Origin of the sequence: Butyricicoccus sp. AM32-19 (genome assembly GCF_003480365.1) — a bacterium.
In the GTDB taxonomy this organism is placed as follows: domain Bacteria; phylum Bacillota; class Clostridia; order Oscillospirales; family Butyricicoccaceae; genus Agathobaculum; species Agathobaculum butyriciproducens.
On the sequence record NZ_QUIX01000009.1, the window covers coordinates 66755 to 91229 of the forward strand.

Genomic DNA, 24475 nt, shown 5'->3' on the forward strand with positions numbered 1-24475 from the left:
TTTTTGATTACTCCATCGCCTCGACTTCATCAATCTTGGTGAGGTACTTATTCTGATAGAATTTGAGCTTCTCCGCGAACTGCGGGGTCTCCTTATACGCCTGCTTGACGTAGGCGTGCGTATCAAACTCGGCTGCGCCCTCGGCCAGCTGGATGGTATAAATGGCGATATTCGAGCAGTGGTCGCTGATCTTCTCAAGGTCATGCACAATATCCAGGAAGTGGATACCGGTCTGCATGGTGCACTCGTTCCGGCCCAGACGCTCGATGTGGCGGCTCTTGAGACGCTCCTTCATCGTATCCACAACTTCTTCCAGCGGCTCGACCATACGGGCGGTCGAAACAGCCTGATTGTCATAGCCGTCAACGGTCATGTCGAGCACCTCGGCAACCGCTTCGCACATGGTGCGCAGCTCCTGCATCGCACTCGGCGAGAAGGACAGACCGGCCTCACGGAACTCGTCGGCACGCTCGAAGATGTTCTGCGCATAGTCACCGATCTTCTCAAAATCGGACAGCGAGTGCATCATCTCGGCCATCTGGCGGCGCTGATCGACCGAACGGATGTTGTGGATGGTGGTCAGGTAACGGCCAATCTCAACCTCTGCACGGTCGAGGAAGGCCTCGTGCTCGTGGAAGATCTCCTCGTTTGCAGCCGCGCCGCCGAACAGCGGGTCGGTTGCCAGATGGAAATTCTGCTTGGCAGTGTCGCCCATGTCAGCAATGCAGCGCTGTGCCTGATCGAGTGCCAGAGATGGCGTGGTCAGGAAGCGAGGCTCCAGCTTTGCCAGCGGATCCTCCTGCGTCTCCTCTGCGGGCACGCTCGCCGTTGCCAGCTTGACCAGCAGACCGGTGAACGGCAGGAACAGCACCGTACAGGTAAGATTGAACAGCGTATGGAAGTTTGCGATACCGCCCTTGTCGATTGCGTTATCCCAGAAAGAGAAACCAACCGTGTACTGAATCGCATAAATGCCGATCAGGAACAGGATGGAGCCGATCAGGTTGAAGTAGAAGTGTACCATCGCGGTACGGCGGGCATTCTTGGAGCCGCCCACCGAGGACAGGAATGCGGTGATACAGGTACCGATGTTCTGACCGAGGATGATCGGGATAGCAGCCGAATAGGTGATCGCACCCGTGGTAGACAGCGCCTGCAGAATACCAACCGACGCGGAGGACGACTGGATGATCGCGGTAACGCCCGCGCCGACCAGCACGCCGAGCACCGGATTGGAGATAGCAGCGAACAGATCCGCGAACTGCGGCAGATCAGCCAGCGGTGCAACCGCGCCCTCCATGACCGACATGCCGATGAACAGAATACCGAAGCCGGTGAAGATATCCGCGATATCGCGGGTACGGCGCTTTTTTGCAATCATCATAATGATTACGCCGACAAGTACGATGATATATGCCAGATTCTTCGGCTTGAGCAGATCCATGAACAGGCTGCCGCTGCCCTCGCCGCCGGACAGACGCAGGATCTGCGCGGTAATCGTGGTACCGATGTTGGCACCGAGGATAACGCCGACCGACTGCTTGAGCGTCATGATACCGGCGTTTACAAAGCCGACAACCATAACGGTCGTTGCGGACGAAGATTGAATGACCATGGTAACGACCATGCCCATCAGCAGAGCAGTAACGACATTGCCCGTCATTTTTTCAAGCGTTTTCTCCAGTTTAGAGCCTGCTGCGCGCTCCAAACCTTTTCCCATTGTCGTCATACCGTAGATGAACAGCGCAAGACCGCCGATCATCTGCACGATTGACAGCACATCAAAATCCATATGCTTCCTCCCGTTTTGTTACATAATCATTTTCATTATTTCTTCACAATTCGCATACATTTTAATTATATTGTTTTTACATGGTACTGTCAATAAAAATTGCGTTAATACGCAGGCTTTACACATATTTAACATTGGTTTGCCTACCCGGCAGGGGCACAAGAGGGTAGACACCTGCGGTTTCCACCCTCTGATTTTCACCCCTTTCCCTTTGGGATAGCACGGCGAAATTTGCAGAACTGAGACTATAAAGGAACGGCAGAGGATTTTTTCTTCCGTAGGGGCGGACCAATGTGTCCGCCCATTCCCCTACCTCTATGCAATGCCAGATACATTACTGCTACACATATGGTTTACTCTACGCAGGCGCGACACAAGGTGAATTGCCCGAAGGGCAAGAGAAGGTCCTCTGGAGGATACCCGTGTCGCGCAACTCGTTGGCTCGTTATTACGGACGGCACCTACGAATATAATCCATTAATATCATTTAACAACTATCCGTAGGGCGGGGTGCCCTCACCCCGCCGTTCCCCAATAACCCCCTTATGTTAAACCCAACCGGAGACATTGTTTCATCTGTACGTTCATTTTCCATTCTCCATTTTCAATCCTCAATTACTCCACAGAACGCAAAAAGGACCCCAAAGGGGTCCTTTCAGCTTGTCGAAAAAGCAATATTCGATTTTTATGCTTCGTGCGGCAGCACGCATTCAATCGAATTTGCTTTGCAAATTCATAAATTCCGGGAGCATGTATCTCGGAATTTATACAAGGGAAGAAAAAATGTGTCCGCAGGACGCGGTTTTTCTTCGAGATTCGCTCGAAAGCGTGGTTTCGAGCGAGAGGCTGTTCGGAAAACGAAGTTTTTCGACAGCCTCAAAGGACCCCAAAGGGGTCCTTTTCTGTGTGCGTAAGGCTCTTACTTAATGTTATCAAACAGTCCGGTAAAATCAAACGTTGCAAAGTAGTCCTTCGGGGTCTCTGCGCGGCGGATCATTTCTACCGAGCCGTCCTCGCGCAGCAGCAGCTCTGCGGAACGCAGCTTTGCGTTATAGTTATAACCCATCGAGAAGCCGTGCGCGCCGGTATCGTGGATATAAACGTAATCGCCGATGTCAATCTGCGGCAGATTGCGGTCAACGGCAAACTTGTCGTTATTTTCGCACAGACCGCCGGTCACATCGTAGGTATGATCGCACAGCGCGTTTTCCTTGCCGAGCACGGTGATATGGTGGTATGCGCCGTACATCGCCGGACGCATGAGGTTTGCCGCGCAGGCGTCCAGACCGGCATACTCCTTATAGGTATGCTTCTGGTGGATGCACTGGGCAACCAGAGCGCCGTAAGGGCCAAGGATAAAGCGGCCCATCTCGGTGTAGATGGCAACATCGTCCATGCCGGCCGGAACAAGAACCTCGTCGTAAGCCTGATGTACGCCTTCACCGATGGCCATGATGTCGTTCGGCTCCTGCGACGGACGGTACGGAATGCCTACGCCGCCGGACAGGTTGATGAATGCGATATGCACGCCGGTCTCCTTCTGCACGTCAACCGCCAGCTGGAACAGGATGCGTGCCAGTGCCGGATAATACTCATTGGCAACCGTGTTGGAGGCGAGGAATGCGTGAATGCCGAAATGCTTAACACCCTTTTGCTTCATGTACTTGAACGCTTCGACCAGCTGCTCGCGGGTCATGCCGTACTTGGCCTCCTGCGGGGTATCCATGATGGAGTTGTTCAGCACGAAGTCACCGCCCGGATTGAAGCGGCAGGACATGGTCTCCTTCCAGTCACCTACTACCTTGTCGTAGAAACCGAGGTGGGTAATATCATCGAAGTTGATGATGGCGTTCAGGTCGGACGCGAGCTTGTAGTCCTCTGCCGGAGTGACGTTGGAGGAGAACATGATGTCATGCTCCTTTACGCCGCAAACATCGCTGAGCTGCAGCTCGGGCAGGCTGGAGCAGTCACAGCCAAAGCCTTCCTCATGCAGAATCTGGATGAGACGCGGGTTCGGCGTCGCCTTAACAGCGAAGTATTCCTTGTAGCCCGGATTCCACGCAAATGCTTTCTTTACCTTGCGGGCGTTCTCACGGATCGCCTTCTCATCGTAAATGTGGAACGGAGTCGGATAGGTTTTGGTGATCTCCTGCACTTGCTGGAGCGTCAAAAAGGGTTTCTTTTCCATTGGTGTGTTCGCCTTTCCTTTACTGGGGTATTCAATCGGTATTCTTACCGAGAATTCGCTCAAATCGACGGCGCATATCGTTTTCCATGCGCTGGGTCTCGATTTCGTCGATATCAACGATACGGCCGTCCTTGATGATGACCACCATGCCCTCGCACAGCATTGCCGGTGCATCGGCACGGTCGAAATTCACCATTTCGCCGTTTACTTCAACGACTACGGAATCGCCTTCAAAGCGATCTACAATTCCGGTCTGCTTTGTCATAGCAGTCTCCTCCTCGCCTCATTGATTCTGGGCGGTACCACATTGGGTATTCCCTTTTACTTACATTACTTACTCTTAAGTTCTGCTTTACTTACTCTTAAATTCTGCTTTTGCAGATTACTCTACGCAGTGATGGTAGGAATCGAACTCATCGGTCACTGCCTTGGTCGGTGCCGGTGTCAGCAGGCTGACAACAACGATGGCAAGCAGACCGAACACAAAGCCCGGCACGATCTCATACAGATCGAAGATGCCGCCGGACAGCTGCGCCCATACCAGATCGACTACGCCGCCGACGATAATGCCGGCATACGCGCCCTGCTTGTTCGTGCGTCTCCAGAACAGCGAACACAGAACCAGCGGACCGAAGGCAGAGCCGAAGCCGCCCCATGCGTAGGATACCAGACCAAGGATGGTGCTGTTCTGGTTGGTTGCGATCAGAACAGCGATAATTGCTACCGCCATAACGCAGCCGCGGGAGACCCACATCAGCTCCTTCTCGCTTGCGTTCTTGCGGATCTTGTTGTGGTAAAAGTCCTCCGTGATAGCGGATGCGGTAACCAGCAGCTGGCTGTCCGCAGTGGACATGATGGCTGCCAGAATAGCCGACAGGAAGATACCGGCGATGAATACCGGGAAGATCTTCGCTACCATGTTAATGTAGATGGTTTCCTGATTGCCGTCATTGAGCAGCAGTCCGTCGCCGAGGAACATACGGCCGGAAACGCCAATCATGATAGCTGCGGTCAGCGAGATAAGCACCCATACCGTAGCAATGCGTCGGGATTTCTTGATCGCCTGCGGAGACGAAATGCCCATGAAGCGCACGAGGATATGCGGCTGACCGAAGTAGCCGAGACCCCATGCAAGCAGCGAGATGATGCCCATTGCAGTATACGGCACGCCGGTCGCACCGTCAACGAGCATATTCAGGAAATTCGGATCGAACGCTTCCACCTGCGAGAAGAACTCGGTCGGGCCGCCCATCGAGAAGATAGCGATGGTCGGAACCGCGAGCACGCAGAAGAACATCAGGATGCCCTGGAAGAAGTCGGTCCAGCAAACAGCGAAAAAGCCGCCTGCAAACGTGTACGAAATAACGACTACTGCACCGACCAGCAGCGACACTATGTACGGAATGCCGAATACGGACGAGAACAGCTTCGCGCAGGATACAAAGCCGGACGCGGTGTAGAACAGGAAAAACACCAGAATGAACACCGCTGCAACAACCGAAATCCAGCCGCTTTCATCGTGGAAACGGTTTTTGAAGAACTGCGGCAGCGTAATCGCATCACCTGCGGTTTTGGTGTACTGGCGCAGACGCTTTGCAACGAGCAGCCAGTTAAGGTAAGTGCCAATAGCCAGACCAATGGCAATCCATCCTGCGGAAATACCGGACAGGTACGCCGCACCCGGCAGACCCATCAGCAGCCAGCCGGACATATCGGATGCCTGTGCACTCATGGAGGTTACCCACGAGCCAAGCTGTCGGCCGCCCAGAAAATACTCATTTGTCGTGCGGTTTTTGCCGACGAAATACATGCCTATGCAGAGCATAAAGATCAGGTAACAGCAGAATGCCGCTATTGTGATTATGCTGTCGAAAGTCATATGTTTTACCCTCCTAAAATTTCATTTTAATTATACACGGAAACGTGCAATTTTGCAAGATTTCACGAAGGAAATTGCATCTTTAGCGAAAAATATACACTTTGCACAATTTTCCGCCGAGGAAAATGACAGCAGTTATCACAAACGCACCCAACATATCCTCATTCTGCAATATCAGACGGGCTCTCCTGCACGAGAAGGCGTCCGGCGGTACGGTCGATGCCAATGGCGCCGAGCGGCGCGGTAATCAGGATGGCGAGCACCGCCACCGAAAGCACCAGCTGTCCGCACGGCAGACCCATCGACAGCGGCACCGAGCCGATGGCCGCCTGCACGGTTGCCTTCGGCAGATAGGCAATAACACAGAACAGGCGCTCCTTTCGGTTCAGCCCGGTACCGAGCATACAGATGCTTACGCCGACTGCGCGGAACACGAGCGCAAGTGCGATCATGAGCACAGCGGCGGCACCGGCCTGTACTGCGCAGCGGATATCCACAGCCGCGCCGACTAGCACGAAAAGAATCGCTTCGGCAGCGATCCACAGCTTGCCGAACTTGGCGGACAGACGTTTGGTGACTTTCTCCGGACTTTTGATCTTGAGGACGCACGCCATGCTCATAACGGCCAGCAGTCCGGACACGGACACGATGCCCTTGAGCCAGGTCTCCACCGCCATCAGCAGGAACGACAGGCCGAGAATCAGAATAACCTTCGTGCTGTTGCGGACATAGCAGCCGTGCCGATAAGCGGTCTCAAGGAACAGGTGCAGCAGCAGACCGACAGCCGCACCGAGCGCCACGCCGAGCACAATGGAAACCGGGATGTTCACGAAATCCATCATGTTGGCACTGCCGCCTTGTGCCATGCCGACAAAGGTCGAGAACAGCACGATCACATAAATATCGTCACAGGACGCGCCCGCCAGTATCATCTGCGGAATGCCCTGCCCTGTTCCCCGCTTTTCTTCCATCAGCTGTACCATTCTCGGCACAACCACCGCCGGAGATACCGCACCGAGCACGGCACCCATGACGGCCGCTTCTATCCGGTTGATGCCCAGAATGTGCGGCGCGAGCAGAAAAAACGCCAGAATCTCACAGCTTGCAGGCACGCACGCCATCATGACCGCCGGACGTCCCACCCGCTTGAGGTCGGACAAATCGAGCGACAGACCCGCTTTAATTAAAATAATGATGAGCGCCATCTGCCGCAGGTCGGACGAGATGGACAAAATGGAATCGTCCAGCCAGTTCAGCACATACGGGCCTATCAGAATGCCCGTAAGCAGCATGCCGATGATGCGCGGCAGACCAATCCGGCTGCACAGTGCCGCCGCAGCCAGACCGAGCAGAAATGCAAGCGCGAGTGAAGTAAGCATAGTTTTTTCCTCCCAGAAACGCAGAAAAGCCGATGGCATCTGCGTAAATTTAACGCAGAAGTCATCAGCTTTAAGTCTAAAAAAAGTCTAAAAAAGCGGTTTAGGACGTTCGTCCAAGGGAGAACCTCATTCCCCTGTTGCAGTTCTTATTATAAGGTATAGAAACCGGTTTGTAAAGCGGAATTTACAGCGCCATCGCTCTCGCCAGCTTGCTGGTCGGCTCAACCACGAGGTCAAGCTGCTGCGCCAGCTCTGCGGCAAGCGCGTGGAAGGTATCCTCGCTGCCTGCGACATACTCAAGTTCGATCTCGCACAGCGGCGCCGCTTTACCGTTATGACGCAGTTCGCCTTCGTCAAGCGCCATTTCGCACACGGTGTCGTCCTCCTGCAGCAGAACCGCACACCGGCGGAACGAAACCGTGCAGATTTCATGCAGGTCGGCTGCCAGCGCCCGCTCGCACAGGTCGTTCGGTGCACCAAGCTCGGGCAAACGGCGCAGACCGTCAAGCAGAGAGACCGCCTCGCACTGGTACTCCTCGTGGGCACGCATGCCGTCCGGCGTATCCGTGTTGCGCAGCTTCATACAGCACACGCTGCGGTCGTTCTCGCGGCGCAGACGCAGTGCCGCTTGATGTTCCTTCAGCAGTCCGTCCGCCGTGTCAAAATAGCTGGATTCCATGTTGATGGTTCGGCTCTGGCTGCCAATCCGCGAGGAAGCCCACAGCAGCGCCTGACCGAGCAGCTTCTCGTCGGCACGCCACTTATATTCCTTCTCCATCGTTTTATCCATTATCGCACCTGTCCGTTTCCGTAAATGATATACTTGGTGGTGGTGAGCGCGGTCAGACCCATCGGGCCGCGTGCGTGCAGCTTCTGGGTAGAAATGCCGATTTCAGCGCCGAAGCCGAACTCAAAGCCGTCGGTAAAGCGCGTAGACGCATTGACATAGACAGCCGCCGCGTCCACTTCCTCAAGGAATCGCTGCGACGCATCATAATCGCGGGTGACGATGCACTCCGAGTGACCGGTGTTAAAGCGGTTGATATGCTCAATGGCCTCGTCCAGCGAATCGACCACCTTGCACGAAATTTCGTAGCCGAGGTATTCTCTGCCGTAATCCTCATCGGTCGCGGGCGCAATGCTGTCACCGAGGATGTCCATCGTGCGCGGACAGCCGTGAATTGCCACATGATCGGGTGCAAGGCCCTCTGCTGCCATCGGCAGAAATTTCTCCGCAACGTCCTTGTGGACAAGCAGGCTTTCCGCCGCATTGCATACGCTCGGGCGCTGGCACTTGGCGTTGACGAGAATATTCTTCGCCATCTCAAGGTCGGCAGCCGCATCAACGTAAACGTGGCAGTTGCCCGTGCCGGTCTCGATGACGGGCACGGTCGCGTTCATGACAACCGAACGGATCAGTCCTGCACCGCCGCGCGGAATCAGCACATCGAGATAGCCGTTCAGCTTCATCATCTGGGTTGCGGTGTCGCGGCTGGTGTCCTCCACCAGATTGATGGCGTTCTCCGGCAGACCCTCGGCCGCCAGTGCTGCGCGCATCAGCCTGGTCAGGCACATGGAGGACCGGAATGCCTCCTTGCCGCCGCGCAGGATGCACGCCGAGCCGGCCTTGAAGCACAGCACAGCCGCATCCACGGTGACATTCGGACGAGCCTCGTAGATAATGCCGATCACACCCATCGGCACGCGCTTCTGACCGATGTTCAGGCCGTTCGGACGCTTGTGCATCCAAAGCACCTCACCGACCGGGTCGGGCAGCGCCGCCACCTGACGGCAGCCTTCGGCAATGCCCGCAATGCGCTTTTCGTCCAGCATCAGGCGGTCGATCAGGCCGTCGTTCAGACCTGCCGCTCTGCCATTTTCAATATCAATCCTGTTTGCCGCGATGATCTCGTCCGCATGTGCCATCAGCGTGTCCGCAATGGCGAGAATGCCGCGGTTTTTGTCGTTCGTGCCGAGCTTCGCCACTGCGTACTTGGAGCGGCGGGCGTCCTCGGCAATTTCTAAAAGCTGTCGCATTACTTTCACCTCTTATAATCAGGAATTATTAGTAATTATAATCCTTTTGGAACAGGGTTCCAACCTCTTTACCGTCCACAATATCATACAAAAGTCCCTGCTTATCGCCGTTGGCGACCATCATGGGAATGCCTGCGTCCATGCAAAGCTCTGCGGCGGTGATTTTGGTCGCCATGCCGCCCGTGCCGTGCGCGGAACCGGCGCCGCCCGCCATACGGCGGATTTTTGCGTCGATCCTGCCGACGTGGTTAATCAGCTTGGCCTGCGGGTTGGTGCGCGGATTGGAGTCGTACAGGCCGTCGATATCCGAGAAGATAACCAGCAGATCGGCATCGCACATGCGTGCCACAACCGCGGACAGCGTATCGTTATCGCCGAAGTTCTCGATATGCTTCAGCTCAGCGGTTGCAACCGTGTCGTTTTCGTTGATGATGGGCACAACGCCGATCTTGGTCAGCGCGGTAAACGTGTTATGGATGTTGGTGCGCTGGTCGTCATCGACGATATTCTCGCGCGTCAGCAGGATCTGCGCCACGTTGATGCCGTATTCCAGAAACATTTTGTCGTAAATGTGCATCAGCTCGCACTGCCCGACAGCCGCCGCCGCCTGCTTGACCGACAGCTCCTTCGGTCTCTCCGCCAGGCCGAGCTTTGCCGTGCCGACCGCCACCGCACCCGAGGATACGAGCACCATCTCGAAGCCGCGGTTCTGCAGGTCGCTGATCGTGCGTACCAGACGCTCGATACGGCGGATATTCGGCTTGCCGTTGTCATAAGTCAGCGTCGAGGAGCCGACCTTGACGACAATACGCCGGACCTCGTTCATGTTCAGCATAAAAATGACCTCCAAAAGATAACGTGGAAGCCTTTTCCCGGACTTCCGCCAATATACACATTTTATCACACTAAAACGCGAGAGACAAGCCGAACACAAATCTTTTACACTTTATACACATTGTGAAAATTCTATACGGAGATTTTTATCGTTTGCACAGAATTTTTATTTCAAAACCTGTCATATTGTGCTATACTATATCTTATCTTCTTATGCCCAAATTCGACAGTACCGCTTTTCAGCGGCGCTGTCCGCATATATATTATAATGAAAGGAAGGGACCCGTTATGGCAAACCGCATGGTTCTTCATATTGCCGGTCAAAAATACAACCTGGTCTCCAACGAGAGCGCGGACTATATGCATGAGGTAGCCGAGCTGGCACGCCAGACCGTAGCGCACTGCGGCGGCTCGCCGTCGTTTGCGTCCACACGCGCGTTGGCACTGGCAACGGTCACGCTGGCGGATGATTACATCAAGGCCAAGTCTGCCGCCGAAGCCGCTGAGGCAAAATGCCGTGCCCTCGAAGCCGAGCTTGCCGCACTGCGCGACCGACAGGCGCAGAATAACGGCAAGCACCCGAATCACAACCGCAAATGAGGAATAAAGTAGAACTTCTTGCTCCCGCCGGTTCGCCGGAGGGCATTCGCGCCGCTGTGCAGTCCGGTGCAGGCGCGGTCTATATGGGCTTCGGCATGTTCAACGCACGCCGCAACGCACAGGGCTTTTCGCATGACGAGATGGCAGATGCCATCGCCTACTGCCGCGCACGCGACGTAAAAACCAATATCACACTCAACATTCTTGCAGGTGACCGCGAGCTTGAGGATGCACTCGAGGATGCAAAATTCCTGTACGAAGCAGGCGCGGACGCGCTTATCGTGCAGGATCTGGGGCTGGCGCGGCTCATCCACGCACACGCGCCGGATTTCGCGCTGCACGCCTCCACGCAGATGACCATTCACACGCTCGACGCAGCAAAGCAGGCGCGCGACATCGGCTTTTCGCGCGTAGTGCTCAGCCGGGAATGCTCCCGCGAGGAGATCAAACTCATCACCGAGCAGGCCGGTGTCGAGACCGAGGTGTTCGTGCACGGTGCGCTGTGCATGTGCTACTCGGGTCAGTGCTACCTGTCCGCCGTGATCGGTCAGCGCTCGGGCAACCGCGGTCTGTGTGCACAGCCGTGCCGCCTGCCGTACAGCGGCGGCTATCCGCTGTCGCTCAAGGATCTCATGCTCGCCGGACACGTTGCCGAGCTTTCCGACTGGGGTGTGTCCTCGCTCAAGATCGAGGGCCGCATGAAGCGTCCGGAGTACGCCGCTATTGTAACCAAGGTTTACTCTGACCTGCTCCGCGAACACCGCAGACCGACCGCCGAGGAGCGCGACATTCTGCGCCGCGTATTCTCGCGCGACGGCTTCACCGACGGCTACTACACCGGCAAACTGGGCAACAGCATGTTCGGCACCAAGACTGATGTGCCGATGAACGAGGTAAAGAAACTCTATGACGAGGCCGCGCACCGCTTTGCCGAGGGCAAGGAGGCACCGCTCGTGCCGGTTTCCCTCTGCTTTACCGCCCGCAAGGACACCGGCGCGGTGCTCAGCGCGGACGGCGTTTCGGTCGTCATGCCGGTGGAGCAGGCGCAGAACCGCCCGACCACACCGGAGATGATCGAAAAATCGCTCAGAAAGATCGGCGGCACGCCGTTTTATATTGAGAATATGCGTATCGAGGTGCAGGACGGTCTGATGATCCCGGCGTCCGTGATGAACGGCATGCGCCGCGATGCACTCGACCTTCTGCTGGCAAAACGCGGCGTTGCGCCCTCCCGCGACTGGCTGCACGGCAACGTGCTGCCGCGCGACGACGAGGCCGCTGCCCGCGAGGGCTTCCGCGGCTACACCGCAGCCGTGCGCACCAAGGCGCAGGCGGATGCGCTGCGCGAGCTTGGTCTGGAGACCGTTTACGTCCCGCTTGAAGTTGCAGCGCAGACCGGACTGCCCGCCATCCTGCCGCGCGTGTTCTCGGACAATGAGCAGCCGCAGATCGAGATGCTGCTCGGTGAAGCCATGAGCCGAGGAACCGACACGGTTCTCGCCGGAAACATCGGTCACATCCCGCTTGCCAAGCGGCTTGGCTTTACCGTACACGGCGATTTCGGTCTGAACGCCTACAACAGCAAAACGCTGAGTGCGCTGGCTGAAATGGGCGTTTCCCGCCAGACGCTTTCGTTCGAGGCTCGTCTGGCGCAGATTCGAGATATGCGCGGTCCGCTCGAGACCGACCTGATCGTCTACGGCCGTCTGCCGCTGATGATCTTTGAAAACTGCGCCATTCGCCGTCAGCACGGCGGCAAGTGCTCGTGCCAGAACGGCGTGACATACCTCACCGACCGCCGCAAGGAGCGTTTCCCGCTGCTGAACGAATTCGGCTGCCGCAACACGCTGCTGAACAGCCGTCCGCTCTGTCTGCGTGAGGATTTTGCCCGCCTGGGTGTACAGACCGCGCGTCTGCAGTTCACCATCGAATCGCCCGAGGAATGTGTGCGGATTGCCCGCGCGTTCCTGTCCGGCGCACCGCTGGACGGCGAATTTACCAACGGATTATATAAAAGAGGAGTCGAATAATGGAGATCGTTTTAGCGTCCGCTTCGCCGCGGCGCAAGGAGCTTCTGAGCCTTATCACCGAACACTTTACGGTCTGCCCTGCCGATGCGGACGAAACCCTGCGAGATGCGCCGCTCGGCGAGGAAGTCACCCGCCTTTCCCGCCTGAAAGCCGAGGCTGTGCAGGCGCAGCACCCGAACGCCGTGTGCATCGGCTCGGATACCATGGTCACGATTGACGGACTGCGCCTCGGCAAGCCGAAGGACGCGGACGAGGCCGCTTCCATGCTCCGCCGTCTGCGCGGACGCACCCATGAGGTGCTGACCGGACTTGCCGTGCTCACGCCGGACGGCGGGGCGCACACGCTGCACACCTGCACGCGCGTCACCTTCCGCGATTTTGCGGAGGACGAGCTTGCCGCCTACCTCACCACCGGAGAGCCGCTCGACAAGGCCGGCGCCTACGGCATCCAGGGCCACGGCGCACTGCTCATCAAGGGCATCGAGGGCGACTATTACAGCGTCATGGGTCTGCCTGTGGCTCCGCTTTATACCATTCTGCGCGATATTCATGCGGTGTAAGCCGCATTTACCTGCTGAAATTCCACATTTCAGTGCAACATTATGAAAGGAAGATTCGTTTTGCGACGACGTCATAAAGTCGGCTCTCCGCTCCTGATCGGTGCGGCAGTCGTCATTCTGCTGTGCATTTTCTCCGCGGTGTACAGCGGCATCAGCGGCAATTCCTCGCCGATCACGAGAGCCGCCGGTGCGGTTGTCCGGCCGTTTCAGCGGTTCGGCACCGGTGTCGGACACTTTTTCAACAAGGGACTGGATTATTTCACCGAGTTTGATGCACTCAAGGCCGAGAATGAGCAGCTCAAGCAGCAGATCAGCGACAATGCACAGCTTGTGCGCGACGCACAGATCGCGCTCGAGGAAAACAACCAGCTGCGCTCTCAGCTTGGGCAGCCGGAGAACACCCGCACCACCACCACGGTCAGTGCTGAGGTCATCGCCCGCAGTCCGGGCGACTGGGCGGATACGCTGACGCTGGACAAGGGCAGCTCGAGCGGCGTCAACAAGGACGATCTTGTAACGACCGTGGACGGCATGCTCGGCTTTGTCAGCGAGGTGACCGACAACACCTGCGAGGTGACTTCCATCACCGACCCGAAAATGCAGTGCGGCGCGCTTGTCACCCGCACGCGCGAGACCGCCATTGCGGAGGGCGACTATAACCTGATGACACGCGGTGCGCTTCGCCTGTCCTATCTGCGCGAGGACTCCAAGGTGGTCGTCGGCGATACGGTCGAGACCTCGGGACGCGGCGGTGTATTTCCCAAGGGCATCCTCATCGGCACGGTGGAAAGCGTACAGCCGGAGGAAAGCGGTCTGTCGTATTACGCGGTCATCAAGCCGTTTGTCAGCGTGGACAGCGTTTCCTCGGTTTCCATCATCACCGAATACACGGACACAGCGGAGTAAGCCATGCAGAGAGAACATATTTCCATCCCGAAGCTGATCGCGTATGTGCTTTTTTCGGTGATTATCTTCGCGCTGCAGACCGGCACGTTCGGCGGCATGCGCATTTTCGGCTCTGCGGTCGATCTGCTGCCCGCACTTGTCACGGCAGCCGCGCTGCTCGGCGGCCCGGCGGAGGCGGCTGTTACCGGCTTGACGGTCGGCATCTGCTATGACCTCAGCTTCACCGGCGTGGACGGTCTCTATCCCCTGTTTTTCCTGCTGTTCGGCTATGCCGCCGGAAAGCTCTGCCAGAGACTGCTCACCCGCAATTATATTTCCATGCTCATCCTTACGGCGTTTGAGTGTGTGCTGCTCGGTCTGCTGCGGTATCTCTTCTCGCTGATGCATGCAGGCGCGTCCTTCCTGATCGTCCTGCGGCAGCTTGCCGTCGGTACGGTGCTGACCTGCCTGTTCTGCTTTGTCGTTTACCTGCCGCTGCGCAGGCTCAGCGGCAAATCCCGTAAGCGCAGCCGCTGACCCTTTGCGGAAAGGAGCACTTCCCCATGTTAAATAAACCTCAACTGCTTCGCCGTCTGCTCGCGCTGTGCGGACTGCTGCTGCTGTGCAGCGGTGTGGCGCTCTCGCAGTTATTCCAGCTGCAGATTCTGAGCGGCGAAAAGTATGTCCGCCGCTCGGCGGAGTTTCTCACCACCACGTCTACGGTTTCCGCTGCCCGCGGTGAGATCCTCGACCGCTACGGCAGGCCGCTCGTCACCAACAACACCGGCTTTTCGCTCGTGCTCATCTACTCGTCCTTCTGGGACGGCAACGATAAGCGGTTTGATACCCTGCTCGATCTGACGCACCGTATCCAGACCGCAGCCGTGGACGCGACCGCCAAGCAGAATGCCGCAAAGGCGGCTGCTGCCACCGATACCTCGAGTGACACCTCTGCGGATGCCGCAGACAGCACGGATACGTCCTCGGACACCCCGACCGACACCGCGCAGGCGGTTTCTGCGGACACGGCGGCGATTCCGTCCATCAACGACCGGCTGCCGATCACACAGTCCGCGCCGTTCACCTACAACAGTTCATCGCTGGCCGAATTGTCGGGTTATATGAAGGACAGCGCCAAGTCGCTCGGTCTGGATGCGGTTACGGCGGCTGTAGACGCTGCCAAGCAGGCGAACGAGACCGACCCCAAGACCGACGAGAACGGCAACACCATTGATCAGGCGGCACAGGTGGATGCGACCAAGCTGGTCTCCCCGACCGAGTTTATCAACGCCATGCGCGCCTATATGGAGAAAAACCTCGGCATGCCGACCGATCTCTCGCTTGCGGACGCCCGCACGATGGTCGGCATCTATTACAGCATGCGCACGGTCGGCTTCAGCAATCAGGCGACCTACACACTCGCGGACAATGTGCCGATGGACCTGATCGCCTATATCAAGGAGCACAGCGCGGATTTTCAGGGCATTGAAATCCAGAGCGAAGCCGTCCGCCAGTACGACACCGCCACCGCCGCGCACCTGCTCGGCACGATCGGCTCCCTGACCTCCGACGAGTGGAATTCCGACAAAAACGGCGGCCCTTACAAGGACAAGACAGGCTACCAGATGAGCGATCTCATCGGCAAATCCGGTCTGGAGAGCGCGCTCGAGTCCTACCTGCACGGCACGGCAGGCTCCCGCACGGTGGAGACCGACCTTGGCGGTTCGGCTATTGCCGAGCAGACCACCGCTACGGCTCCCAAGCCGGGCGACAATGTTATCACCACGATTGACCTTGACCTGCAGGAAGTCGCCGAGAAATCGCTGGAAAGCAATCTGTCTGCCTACGGCAAGGGCGGCGCGGCTGTTGCGCTCGACCCGAACACGGGCGAGGTGCTCGCGATGGCGTCCTACCCGACCTACGATCTGGCAAACTACAACAAAAACTACGCCTCCATCCAGGCGGACAGCCGCCATCCGGAGGTAAACCGTGCAACCTCGGGTGTGTACCCGCCGGGCTCCACCTTTAAGATGGTGACCGCCATCGCGGGTCTGGAGGAAGGCATCATCTCCGGTGACACCTACGTTACCTGTACCGGCACCTACGAGTACGGCGGACAGACCTTCCGCTGCAACAACCACGACACACCCATGACGCTCAACGTCACGGATGCGCTCAAATACTCGTGCAATACGTTCTTCTACACGGTCGGTCAGAAGCTGACCGGTGAGCACCTCGAACAGTGGACTAAGAAGTTCGGTCTCGGCACGGCGACCGGCATCGAGGTCGGTGAAACCACCGGTCAGGCGGCAGGCCCGACCTACCGTGAGCAGCAGCGCAAGGCCGACCCGGCGATCCGCGAATGGCAGGGCGGCGATGATCTGAACGCAGCGATCGGTCAGTCGGATAACGGCTTTACGCCACTGCAGCTGGCAAACTATGTTTCCGCGATTGTAAACGGCGGCACGCTGTACAAGCCGACGCTCGTCAAAAGCATCAAAAGCTACGATTACAGCAGCTTTATGAAAACCGATGAATCCGAGGTGCGCGGCAAGATCGACATTTCGGATGCCACGCGTGAGCTTGTCATGCAGGGCATGAGCGAGGTTACCGACGAGGGCGGTACCGCAGGCAGCGTTTTCGCGGACTACCCCATCAAGGTCGGCGGCAAGACCGGTACGGCCGAGATGTTCGAGAACGGCGAGTCATTCGACAACGGTCTGTTCATCGCGTTTGCACCCTTTGACAACCCGCAGATCGTTATCTGCGTGGTCGGTGAAGGCGCAGGCCACGGCGCTTACGTTGCGCCGATTGTGCGTGATATGCTTGATGAGTATTTCTCTGTCGGCAAGTCGGACCGCGCAGCCTCCCGTCAGGCGGAGAACACCCTGATTCGATAAAACAATTGTAAGCGAAACTGCAGTTTCGCGGCAGCCTAAGCCCGGCAAATGTGATTTTGCCGGGTTTTCTGCGTTCAAACCAGGCGGCTTTCCAAGTTTTCAACAAAAAAATCTCGAGGAACGCTTGTAAACCGCCCGCTGTTAGTTTATAATACACTTGTAGGCGAATCTGCAGATTTATGCAGTATTGCCTTAAATAAGGTTTTCTTTCGGAGGCGGTATGTTGAAGGTGATTCTTGTTGCGTCCGGTAAGGGCGGCACAGGAAAAACCTCCCTTACAGCGGGCGTAGGCGCGGCTCTCGCGCAGCTTGGCAGCAAAGTGCTGCTGATTGACGGCGACTGCGGTCTGCGCAATCTGGATATCGTGCTCGGCATGTCCGACCGGGTGGTCTACTCGTTTGCCGATGTGGCAGGCGGCGCAGTCCCCCTCGCGGATGCCATGGCGTGTCATCCGGATATGAAAACGCTGTACTTACTCACTGCACCGGTGGCGCTTCCCGCTCTCAGCGAGCGCGGCATGGAGCAGCTGGCTGTGCAGGCCGAGGAGGCCGGGTTCGACTACCTGCTGATCGACGGTCCCGCCGGACTGCCGGCTGAGCTTTCCTTTCTGGCGCATATTGCCACGCAGGCGATCATCGTCACCTCGACCGACCGCGTGTGTGTCCGCGGCGCAGAACGCTGCGCCCGCAAGCTGGAGGAGGAATACTGCATACAGCGCATCCGCATGGTGCTTAACCGCGTGCGTCCGCAGCTCATCAGCCACGGCAAATCCGGCAACATCGACGACGCGATGGACGAAGCGGGACTTCCCCTGCTCGGTCTCGTACCCGAGGATGTGGACCTCATTTCGTGCAGCAACAGCGGCAGGAGCATTCATGCCGTCAAGCACACGGGCGCGGCTCGCGCCTTTATGAATATCGCCCGGCGGCTCAACGGCGAGCGTATTCCACTTAAATTGTAAGTAATCTCAACATGAATATACAGGAAAGGGGTTATTCCTGATGAATATAGCACTGATCGCACATGACCGCAAAAAAGAACTGATGGTACAATTTTGCATGGCATACTGCGGTATTCTTGCAAAGCATAATATCTGTGCCACCGGCACCACCGGCAAGTTTGTTGAAGAAGCTACCGGTCTGAAAATCGACAAGTGCCTTGCGGGTATGCAGGGCGGCGAGGAGCAGATCTCCGCGCGCGTAGCCTACAACGAGATCGACCTCGTGCTGTTTTTCCGTGATCCGATGTCCAACGCACAGTACGAACCGGACGTTCATGCGATTTCCCGCCTGTGTGACATGCACAATATCCCGATTGCAACCAACTCGGCAACCGCCGAGATGCTCATCCTCGGTCTGGACCGCGGTGATCTGGATTGGCGTAATATTGTCAACCCGAAGAACAAAAAATAAACATAGCATTCGTTGCACCGGATCGGGTACGCCAATTCGGTGCATACGTCTGTCTTGAGGAGAATCAAAATAGTTATGGAAAAAGTAAAACCCAGAACCTTATCCGGCTTTATGGAGCTGCTTCCGGCACCGCAGGTGCAGATGGAGCGCATCATGCAGGTACTGCGCGAAACCTATGCGCTGTACGGCTTCTATCCGCTGGATACCCCGCTGATCGAGTCCTCCGAGGTACTGCTTGCCAAGGGCGGCGGCGAGACTGAAAAGCAGATCTACCGCTTCACCAAGGGCGACAGCGATCTGTCCCTGCGATTCGACCTGACCGTACCGCTGGCAAAGTATGTTGCCCAGCACTACGGCGAGCTGACCTTCCCGTTCCGCCGTTTCCAGATCGGCAAGGTTTACCGCGGTGAGCGCGCACAGCGCGGCCGTTTCCGCGAGTTCTATCAGGCGGACATCGACGTCATCGGTGACGGCAAGCTGGACATCATCAACGAGGCCGAGGTGCCGAGCATCATCTACAAGACGTTCACCTCGCTCGGTCTTCAGCGCTTCAAGATCCGCATCAACAACCGCAAGGTGCTCAACGGCTTCTTTGCTATCCTCGGTTTGACCGAGAAGGCCGGCGACGTGATGCGCACCATCGACAAGCTGGAGAAGATCGGCGCAGAGAAGGTAAAGACCATTCTGGTCGAGGATTTCGGCGTGGAAGCGGCTACGGCTGACGAGCTGCTGAAGTTCATCGAGACCCCGGGCGGCACCGAGGGTATCCTCGCGGCGCTGGAGGGCTACAAGGGCAGGAACGAGGTATTCGACCTCGGCGCAGAGGAGCTGAAAACGGTTGCAACCTATATGCAGGCGTTCGGCGTTCCGGCTGACCACTTCGAGATCGACCTGACCATTGCACGCGGTCTGGACTACTACACCGGTACCGTTTACGAGACCGCTATGCTCGACCATCCGGAAATCGGTTCCATCTGCTCGGGCGGCCGCTACGACAACCTTGCCGAGTACTACACCGACAAGCAGCTGCCGGGCGTGGGCATTTCCATCGGTCTGACCCGTCTGTTCTACGTTCTCGGTGAGCAGGGTTATCTGAACGACCAGATGAACAAGGCACCGGCGGACGTACTTATCCTGCCGATGACTGACGACATGGGCGCCGCTATCAAGACCGCTACCGCTCTGCGCGAGTCGGGCATCCGCACCCAGTTGTACAGCGAGCAGAAGAAGTTCAAGCACAAGATCGGCTACGCCGACAAGCTGGGCATTCCGTTCGTTATCTTCCTCGGTGAGGATGAGATCAACGCGGGCGTTGTCGCTGTTAAGGATATGGAGAGCGGCGAGCAGGTCAAGATTTCGCTTGACGAGGCAGCAAAGCTCATCCATGACGGTCTGGCGAAGAAAAACGCAGGCAAAGTAATCTGCGACAAATAAATCGCTAAATTGCAGGGCGGGTGCCCCCCGCCTTTAGTAGAGATAGATTTTCAACTGAATATGGAGGGATTGTTTATGAAACAGCTTGTTTACGGCGGTATTCTCATGATAACCGGCATGCTCGGTGTCATTGCGGCTATTCTGGCGCTTTCCGCGTCGATTGCCGACAACGCTTCCATTATGTTCCTTATCGCCTTCGCCGGCATTATTTTATTTGCGATTATGGCCTTTCTCGGCTATTATGAGCACGTTCGTCCGGCGATGAAGGATAAGGACAATCAGTAACTTACCATCTATATTTCAGCTAATTCGTGCAACAGCGCGTATTAAATAGAATTTGCTCTGCAAATCAAAACTGTAATAAACAAATCTTAAAGGATTGATAAACATGAATAACACATCTATTGCAGGCATGAAGCGCACGCATATGTGCGGCGAGCTTCGCCTGGAGCACGCGGGCCAGACCGTTACCGTAAACGGCTGGGTTGACCGCGTGCGTGACAACGGCGGCGTTCTGTTCCTGCTGCTGCGCGACCGTGCGGGCATTGTACAGTGCACGTTCGACAAGTCGGTCAATGCTGACCTGTTCGACATTGCCTTCACCTGCCGCACCGAGTTCGTTGTAGCGGTAAAGGGCAAGCTGGTGGCCCGCGATGAGGCAGCCATCAACAAGAAGATGCCGACCGGCGAGGTCGAAATTATTGCCGAGGACATCCGCATTCTGTCCAAGGCAGAAACCACCCCGTTTGAGATCGACGACACCAAGGAGGTCGGTGACCAGATCCGTCTGAAGTACCGCTACCTTGACCTGCGCCGTCCGTCCATGCAGAAGAACCTGATGCTGCGCCACCGCGTAACGCAGGTTGCCCGCAACTACTTCGACGAGCACGGCTTCCTCGAAATCGAGACCCCGATGCTGACCAAGTCCACCCCGGAGGGCGCGCGCGACTACCTCGTGCCGTCCCGTGTACATCCGGGCAAGTTCTACGCCCTGCCGCAGTCCCCGCAGCAGTACAAGCAGCTGCTCATGCTGTCCGGCATGGACCGTTACATTCAGATCACCCGCTGCTTCCGCGACGAGGATCTGCGCGCTGACCGTCAGCCCGAGTTCACCCAGATCGACCTTGAGATGTCGTTCGTTGAGCAGGATGACGTTATCGCCGTCAACGAGGGCTTCCTCCAGCGCGTATTCAAGGAAGTGCTCGATGTTGACATTCAGCTGCCGCTGCCGCGCATGACCTGGCAGGACGCCATGGACAAGTACGGCTCGGACAAGCCGGACGTTCGCTTCGGCTTTGAGATCAAGGATATTTCCGACATTGCCAAGGACTGCTCGTTCAAGGTGTTCAAGGACACCGTAGCGAACGGCGGTACGGTTCGTCTCATCAACGTAAACGGCTACGCGGACAAGTTCCCGCGCAAGGAGATTGACAAGCTCGGCGAGTTCGTCAAGACCTACCGCGCAAAGGGTCTGGCATGGATGAAGCTCGCTGCAGACGGCAGCATGACTTCTTCGTTCGCCAAGTTCCTGTCCGAGGACGAGATTGCAGCCATCAAGGAGCGCGCAGGTGCAAAGGAGAACGACCTGCTGTTCGTTGTTGCCGACGCAAACTGGCAGACCGCCGCTGTGGCTCTGGGCGCGCTGCGCTGCGAGCTGGCTAAGCGCCTGGGTCTGGCTAAGAAGGACGACTTCAAGCTGCTGTGGGTCACCGAGTTCCCGCAGTTCGAGTACAGCGAGGAGGAGAACCGCCTCGTAGCCATGCACCATCCGTTCACCGCACCGATGGACGAGGATATCCCGCTGCTGGACACCGATCCGGCCAAGGTTCGTGCCAAGGCTTACGACATTATCCTCAACGGCTGTGAGCTGGGCGGCGGCTCCATTCGTATCCACGATCCCGAGCTGCAGACCAAGATGTTCGAGGCCCTCGGCTTCACCGAGGAGAAGGCCAAGGAGCAGTTCGGTCACCTGATCACTGCGTTCTCCTACGGCGCACCTCCGCACGGTGGTCTGGCTTACGGTCTGGATCGTCTGTGCATGCTGCTCGCCGGTCTGGATTCCATCCGCGACGTGATCGCCTTCCCGAAGGTTCAGAACGCGTCCGACCTGATGATGAACTGCCCGGATACCGTAGATGACAAGCAGCTGGACGATCTCTCTATCGCAGTTACCCGCGTAGAGGAAACGCCTGAGGCATAAATTCTAACGACTTGAGAAGCCGCTGCGGAAACACCACAGCGGCTTTTCCGTTTCTGCGAAAGGAGCAACTTTTTTGAGCATTGAACGTAAGGTTCAAAACGAAACCGGAAGAAATCCGTACCGAATCGGTGCAAACGTACTGCTGCTCGTTGCGTTTTTCCTGCTGTTCCATCCCCTGCTGAGCAGGGGCTCGCTGATGTATCAGCCGACCATCTCGCACTGGCTGACCGCAGGCGCATTTGTGCCGCTGGTGCTGCGTCCGTGGCGCCGCAACCACCCGTTTGCGGAAAATCACACGCGGCTGTACGCGGCGGTTCTGCTCGTGCATGACGTGCTGCTGTTCCTGTCTGCGGCGGCTGTCAGCCTGATCCTGGTGGAATACATGGTCAAGGGCTGTGTCATCACGCTCAAGCAGTCGTTTTTTCAGGGCTGGATCTGCTATGTGGCGGTTTACGCCGCGGCCTATCTGATCTGCGGCAACGTGCGTATCGGCGTATGCCTCGGCATGGCAATTTCGATGATCCACGGCATGATCGACCACTACGTTATGCTGTTCCGCGGCACGCCTGTCATGCTGAGCGACATTGCCGCCATCGGCACGGCAGCCAACGTGTCCAAGGGCTACTCTGCACCGATAGAGCTTTCCGTGCTCCGCGCCGCAGCGGCGGCTGTGCTGTTCTGCGTGAGCGTGTGCCTGATGCAGCGCAGCTTCAAGGTGCACAAGCGCTGGTACTTCCGCAGACTGTTTTCGCTGCCGTGTGTGCTCGTGCTGGCGTTCATCGCCTACACCGGCATCCAGACGGTCGGCACCGGACTGGCTTTCTGGCAGTCCAGCCGCCAGTACAGCGAGATTTTCTACTTCCTGCGCTGCGCGACCAGCTCGTTTGTCAAGCAGCCGGAGGGCTACAGCGCGGACGCGCTTTCTGCCGCACAGAGCGAATTTACCGGCAAACAGGGCACGAAAACGCCCAATCTGATCGTGATTATGAACGAATCCTTCTCGGATCTCGGCTCGGTCGGTGCGCTTGAGACCAACGAGGACCCCATGCCGTATGTGCACAAGCTGATGCAGGGTCAGGAGAACACCATCAGCGGTCAGCTGACCGTTTCGACCTTCGGCGGCGGCACCGCCAACACCGAGCTGGAGTTCCTCACCGGCGATTCAATGGCGTTCCTGCCGTACAACTGCTCGGCGTATCAGGTGTTCATCAAGAGCGAAATGCCCAATCTGACCTCGGGTCTGGATTCGCTCGGCTACCAGACGGCGGCGATTCACCCCTATCTGTCCACCTCGTGGAACCGCACGAACGTTTACCGTTTCTTTGGCTTTGAAGCACAGTATTATCAGGACGATTTTGCCGCTGACGCCAGTCGTGTGCGCGATTATATCAGCGACAGCGCAAGCTACAAGAAGATTTTCGAGCTGTACGAGAACAAGAGGGAAAACACGCCGCTGTTCGTGTTCAACGTAACGATGCAGAACCACGGCGGCTACGACTGGGACGGCGACGGTTACTTCGACAAGCGCATCTACCTCACCGGTAAGGAGCAGGACAAGTACCCGACGGTTGACCAGTACCTGTCTCTCGTGCGGTACAGCGACGACGCCGTGCAGGAGCTGATCAGCTACTTCTCCAAGGTGGATGAGCCGACGGCGATCGTGTTCTTCGGCGACCACCAGCCCAATCTGCCGGAGGACTTTTACAACACCCTGCTCGAAAGTCAGCGCGGCGATCTCTCGGATGCCGAACTGCGCCAGAAAAAGATGGTAACGCCGTTCTTCATCTGGGCGAACTACGACATCAAGGAGCAGACAAACATGCAGATCAGCGCGAACTATCTATCCGCGTATGCGCTGAACGCGCTCGGCTGCTCGACCTCGGGCTTTGACCAGATGCGCCTTGCCCTGCAGCAGCAGATTCCGGTGATGAACGTCAACGGCTACCGCCTGCCGGACGGCAACTGGTATCCGCAGGGCGAACAGCCGGAAAACGACCTGCTGAACGATTATCACAATGCGGAATATGCGCAGATTTTTGATGCAAAAAATCGCAGCGATGAATGGTATACACCGTAATTCCGTGCAGAATCCCCACTTTATGTGGGGATTTTTCCTTGTAAAAAAGATACAGTTTTACGAATTTTTTTGTTGTTCCTGATAAATTTTTAACGTTCACTTTGTAAATCCGCCTTCAGTTAACGTCGAAATGCACAAATACACCTTCTTGTTTATGTGCAAGTATCCAAAGTGCGAAAAAAGCAAAAAAAATGCTTTGCTATAGCCTCTGTATAGTGTTAAAATAACTCTCGGACAAACGGCAACGCGGTTTGCCCATTCGACAGAT

Annotated in this window: 20 protein-coding genes and 1 riboswitch; of the genes, 12 read left to right on the top strand and 8 right to left on the bottom strand. The window is 56.9% G+C overall.

What is annotated here, in order from left to right; all coding sequences use genetic code 11:
- Positions 1–7: 7 nt before the first annotated feature.
- The 8 genes from DW806_RS09060 to proB form a co-directional block, all read right to left on the bottom strand.
- A complete protein-coding gene (locus tag DW806_RS09060; protein ID WP_118729736.1) occupies positions 8–1792 on the bottom strand; it encodes a Na/Pi cotransporter family protein in 1785 nt (594 codons plus the stop codon).
- Positions 1793–2711: 919 nt separating this feature from the next.
- Positions 2712–3980 carry a diaminopimelate decarboxylase gene (locus DW806_RS09065; protein WP_118729737.1) on the bottom strand — a complete coding sequence of 423 codons (1269 nt, stop codon included), beginning with the start codon at positions 3978–3980 and terminating at the stop codon, positions 2712–2714.
- A gap of 31 nt (positions 3981–4011) precedes the next feature.
- Positions 4012–4245: a DUF3006 domain-containing protein gene (locus DW806_RS09070; protein ID WP_117490977.1), complete on the bottom strand. Its 234-nt coding sequence runs from the start codon at positions 4243–4245 to the stop codon at positions 4012–4014.
- A 117-nt stretch (positions 4246–4362) separates the two neighbouring features.
- Positions 4363–5859: a sodium/proline symporter PutP gene (gene putP / locus DW806_RS09075; RefSeq protein ID WP_118729738.1), complete on the bottom strand. Its 1497-nt coding sequence runs from the start codon at positions 5857–5859 to the stop codon at positions 4363–4365.
- 161 nt (positions 5860–6020) lie between these two features.
- Positions 6021–7238 carry a cation:proton antiporter gene (locus DW806_RS09080; RefSeq protein ID WP_118729739.1) on the bottom strand — a complete coding sequence of 406 codons (1218 nt, stop codon included), beginning with the start codon at positions 7236–7238 and terminating at the stop codon, positions 6021–6023.
- A gap of 48 nt (positions 7239–7286) precedes the next feature.
- Positions 7287–7381, bottom strand: a riboswitch (Fluoride riboswitch).
- A 41-nt stretch (positions 7382–7422) separates the two neighbouring features.
- Positions 7423–8028 (bottom strand): CYTH domain-containing protein, encoded by a 606-nt coding sequence (locus tag DW806_RS09085; protein WP_118729740.1) that lies wholly within the window; start codon positions 8026–8028, stop codon positions 7423–7425.
- Complete coding sequence (locus DW806_RS09090) at positions 8028–9284, bottom strand: glutamate-5-semialdehyde dehydrogenase (protein ID WP_442861149.1); 1257 nt, start codon at positions 9282–9284, stop codon at positions 8028–8030. The genes DW806_RS09085 and DW806_RS09090 overlap by 1 nt, the downstream gene beginning before the upstream one ends.
- A 19-nt stretch (positions 9285–9303) precedes the next feature.
- A complete protein-coding gene (gene proB / locus DW806_RS09095) occupies positions 9304–10110 on the bottom strand; it encodes a glutamate 5-kinase (protein ID WP_243022701.1) in 807 nt (268 codons plus the stop codon).
- A gap of 287 nt (positions 10111–10397) precedes the next feature.
- Between proB and DW806_RS09100 the strand changes: the two genes are divergently transcribed.
- From DW806_RS09100 to DW806_RS09155, 12 genes are all read left to right on the top strand, one after another.
- Complete coding sequence (locus tag DW806_RS09100; protein ID WP_158578334.1) at positions 10398–10709, top strand: cell division protein ZapA; 312 nt, start codon at positions 10398–10400, stop codon at positions 10707–10709.
- Positions 10706–12739: a U32 family peptidase gene (locus tag DW806_RS09105; RefSeq protein ID WP_118729743.1), complete on the top strand. Its 2034-nt coding sequence runs from the start codon at positions 10706–10708 to the stop codon at positions 12737–12739. Before DW806_RS09100 ends, DW806_RS09105 begins: the two co-directional genes overlap by 4 nt.
- Positions 12739–13299, top strand: coding sequence for a Maf family protein (locus DW806_RS09110; protein ID WP_118729744.1), 561 nt, complete (start codon positions 12739–12741; stop codon positions 13297–13299). Before DW806_RS09105 ends, DW806_RS09110 begins: the two co-directional genes overlap by 1 nt.
- 60 nt (positions 13300–13359) lie before the next feature.
- Positions 13360–14205: a rod shape-determining protein MreC gene (gene mreC / locus DW806_RS09115; RefSeq protein WP_158578335.1), complete on the top strand. Its 846-nt coding sequence runs from the start codon at positions 13360–13362 to the stop codon at positions 14203–14205.
- A gap of 3 nt (positions 14206–14208) precedes the next feature.
- Entirely contained in the window at positions 14209–14721 is a 513-nt protein-coding gene (gene mreD, locus DW806_RS09120) for a rod shape-determining protein MreD (protein WP_118729746.1), read from the top strand.
- Positions 14722–14747: 26 nt separating this feature from the next.
- Positions 14748–17084 (top strand): penicillin-binding transpeptidase domain-containing protein, encoded by a 2337-nt coding sequence (locus tag DW806_RS09125; protein WP_118729747.1) that lies wholly within the window; start codon positions 14748–14750, stop codon positions 17082–17084.
- A 220-nt stretch (positions 17085–17304) separates the two neighbouring features.
- A complete protein-coding gene (locus DW806_RS09130; protein WP_117490997.1) occupies positions 17305–18045 on the top strand; it encodes a nucleotide-binding protein in 741 nt (246 codons plus the stop codon).
- Positions 18046–18085: 40 nt separating this feature from the next.
- Entirely contained in the window at positions 18086–18496 is a 411-nt protein-coding gene (locus DW806_RS09135; RefSeq protein WP_110437294.1) for a methylglyoxal synthase, read from the top strand.
- Between the two features lie 75 nt (positions 18497–18571).
- On the top strand, positions 18572–19930 hold the full coding sequence (gene hisS, locus DW806_RS09140) for a histidine--tRNA ligase (protein WP_118285088.1): 1359 nt from the start codon (positions 18572–18574) through the stop codon (positions 19928–19930).
- Between the two features lie 75 nt (positions 19931–20005).
- On the top strand, positions 20006–20215 hold the full coding sequence (locus tag DW806_RS09145; protein ID WP_118285089.1) for a hypothetical protein: 210 nt from the start codon (positions 20006–20008) through the stop codon (positions 20213–20215).
- A gap of 103 nt (positions 20216–20318) precedes the next feature.
- A complete protein-coding gene (aspS, locus tag DW806_RS09150; protein WP_118729748.1) occupies positions 20319–22130 on the top strand; it encodes an aspartate--tRNA ligase in 1812 nt (603 codons plus the stop codon).
- 73 nt (positions 22131–22203) lie between these two features.
- Positions 22204–24207, top strand: coding sequence for an LTA synthase family protein (locus DW806_RS09155; protein WP_118729749.1), 2004 nt, complete (start codon positions 22204–22206; stop codon positions 24205–24207).
- Positions 24208–24475: the final 268 nt, after the last annotated feature.

Excerpts from the sequence above, each read along its gene's own strand:
- mreD (WP_118729746.1), top strand. The coding sequence starts at position 14,209 with ATGCAGAGAGAACATATTTCCATCCCGAAGCTGATCGCGTATGTGCTT.
- DW806_RS09085 (WP_118729740.1), bottom strand. The coding sequence starts at position 8,028 with ATGGATAAAACGATGGAGAAGGAATATAAGTGGCGTGCCGACGAGAAG.
- DW806_RS09125 (WP_118729747.1), top strand. The coding sequence starts at position 14,748 with ATGTTAAATAAACCTCAACTGCTTCGCCGTCTGCTCGCGCTGTGCGGA.
- hisS (WP_118285088.1), top strand. The coding sequence starts at position 18,572 with ATGGAAAAAGTAAAACCCAGAACCTTATCCGGCTTTATGGAGCTGCTT.
- DW806_RS09070 (WP_117490977.1), bottom strand. The coding sequence starts at position 4,245 with ATGACAAAGCAGACCGGAATTGTAGATCGCTTTGAAGGCGATTCCGTA.
- DW806_RS09100 (WP_158578334.1), top strand. The coding sequence starts at position 10,398 with ATGGCAAACCGCATGGTTCTTCATATTGCCGGTCAAAAATACAACCTG.
- aspS (WP_118729748.1), top strand. The coding sequence starts at position 20,319 with ATGAATAACACATCTATTGCAGGCATGAAGCGCACGCATATGTGCGGC.
- DW806_RS09060 (WP_118729736.1), bottom strand. The coding sequence starts at position 1,792 with ATGGATTTTGATGTGCTGTCAATCGTGCAGATGATCGGCGGTCTTGCG.
- putP (WP_118729738.1), bottom strand. The coding sequence starts at position 5,859 with ATGACTTTCGACAGCATAATCACAATAGCGGCATTCTGCTGTTACCTG.
- DW806_RS09065 (WP_118729737.1), bottom strand. The coding sequence starts at position 3,980 with ATGGAAAAGAAACCCTTTTTGACGCTCCAGCAAGTGCAGGAGATCACC.
- DW806_RS09110 (WP_118729744.1), top strand. The coding sequence starts at position 12,739 with ATGGAGATCGTTTTAGCGTCCGCTTCGCCGCGGCGCAAGGAGCTTCTG.
- DW806_RS09105 (WP_118729743.1), top strand. The coding sequence starts at position 10,706 with ATGAGGAATAAAGTAGAACTTCTTGCTCCCGCCGGTTCGCCGGAGGGC.
- DW806_RS09130 (WP_117490997.1), top strand. The coding sequence starts at position 17,305 with ATGTTGAAGGTGATTCTTGTTGCGTCCGGTAAGGGCGGCACAGGAAAA.
- proB (WP_243022701.1), bottom strand. The coding sequence starts at position 10,110 with ATGCTGAACATGAACGAGGTCCGGCGTATTGTCGTCAAGGTCGGCTCC.
- DW806_RS09145 (WP_118285089.1), top strand. The coding sequence starts at position 20,006 with ATGAAACAGCTTGTTTACGGCGGTATTCTCATGATAACCGGCATGCTC.
- DW806_RS09135 (WP_110437294.1), top strand. The coding sequence starts at position 18,086 with ATGAATATAGCACTGATCGCACATGACCGCAAAAAAGAACTGATGGTA.
- DW806_RS09080 (WP_118729739.1), bottom strand. The coding sequence starts at position 7,238 with ATGCTTACTTCACTCGCGCTTGCATTTCTGCTCGGTCTGGCTGCGGCG.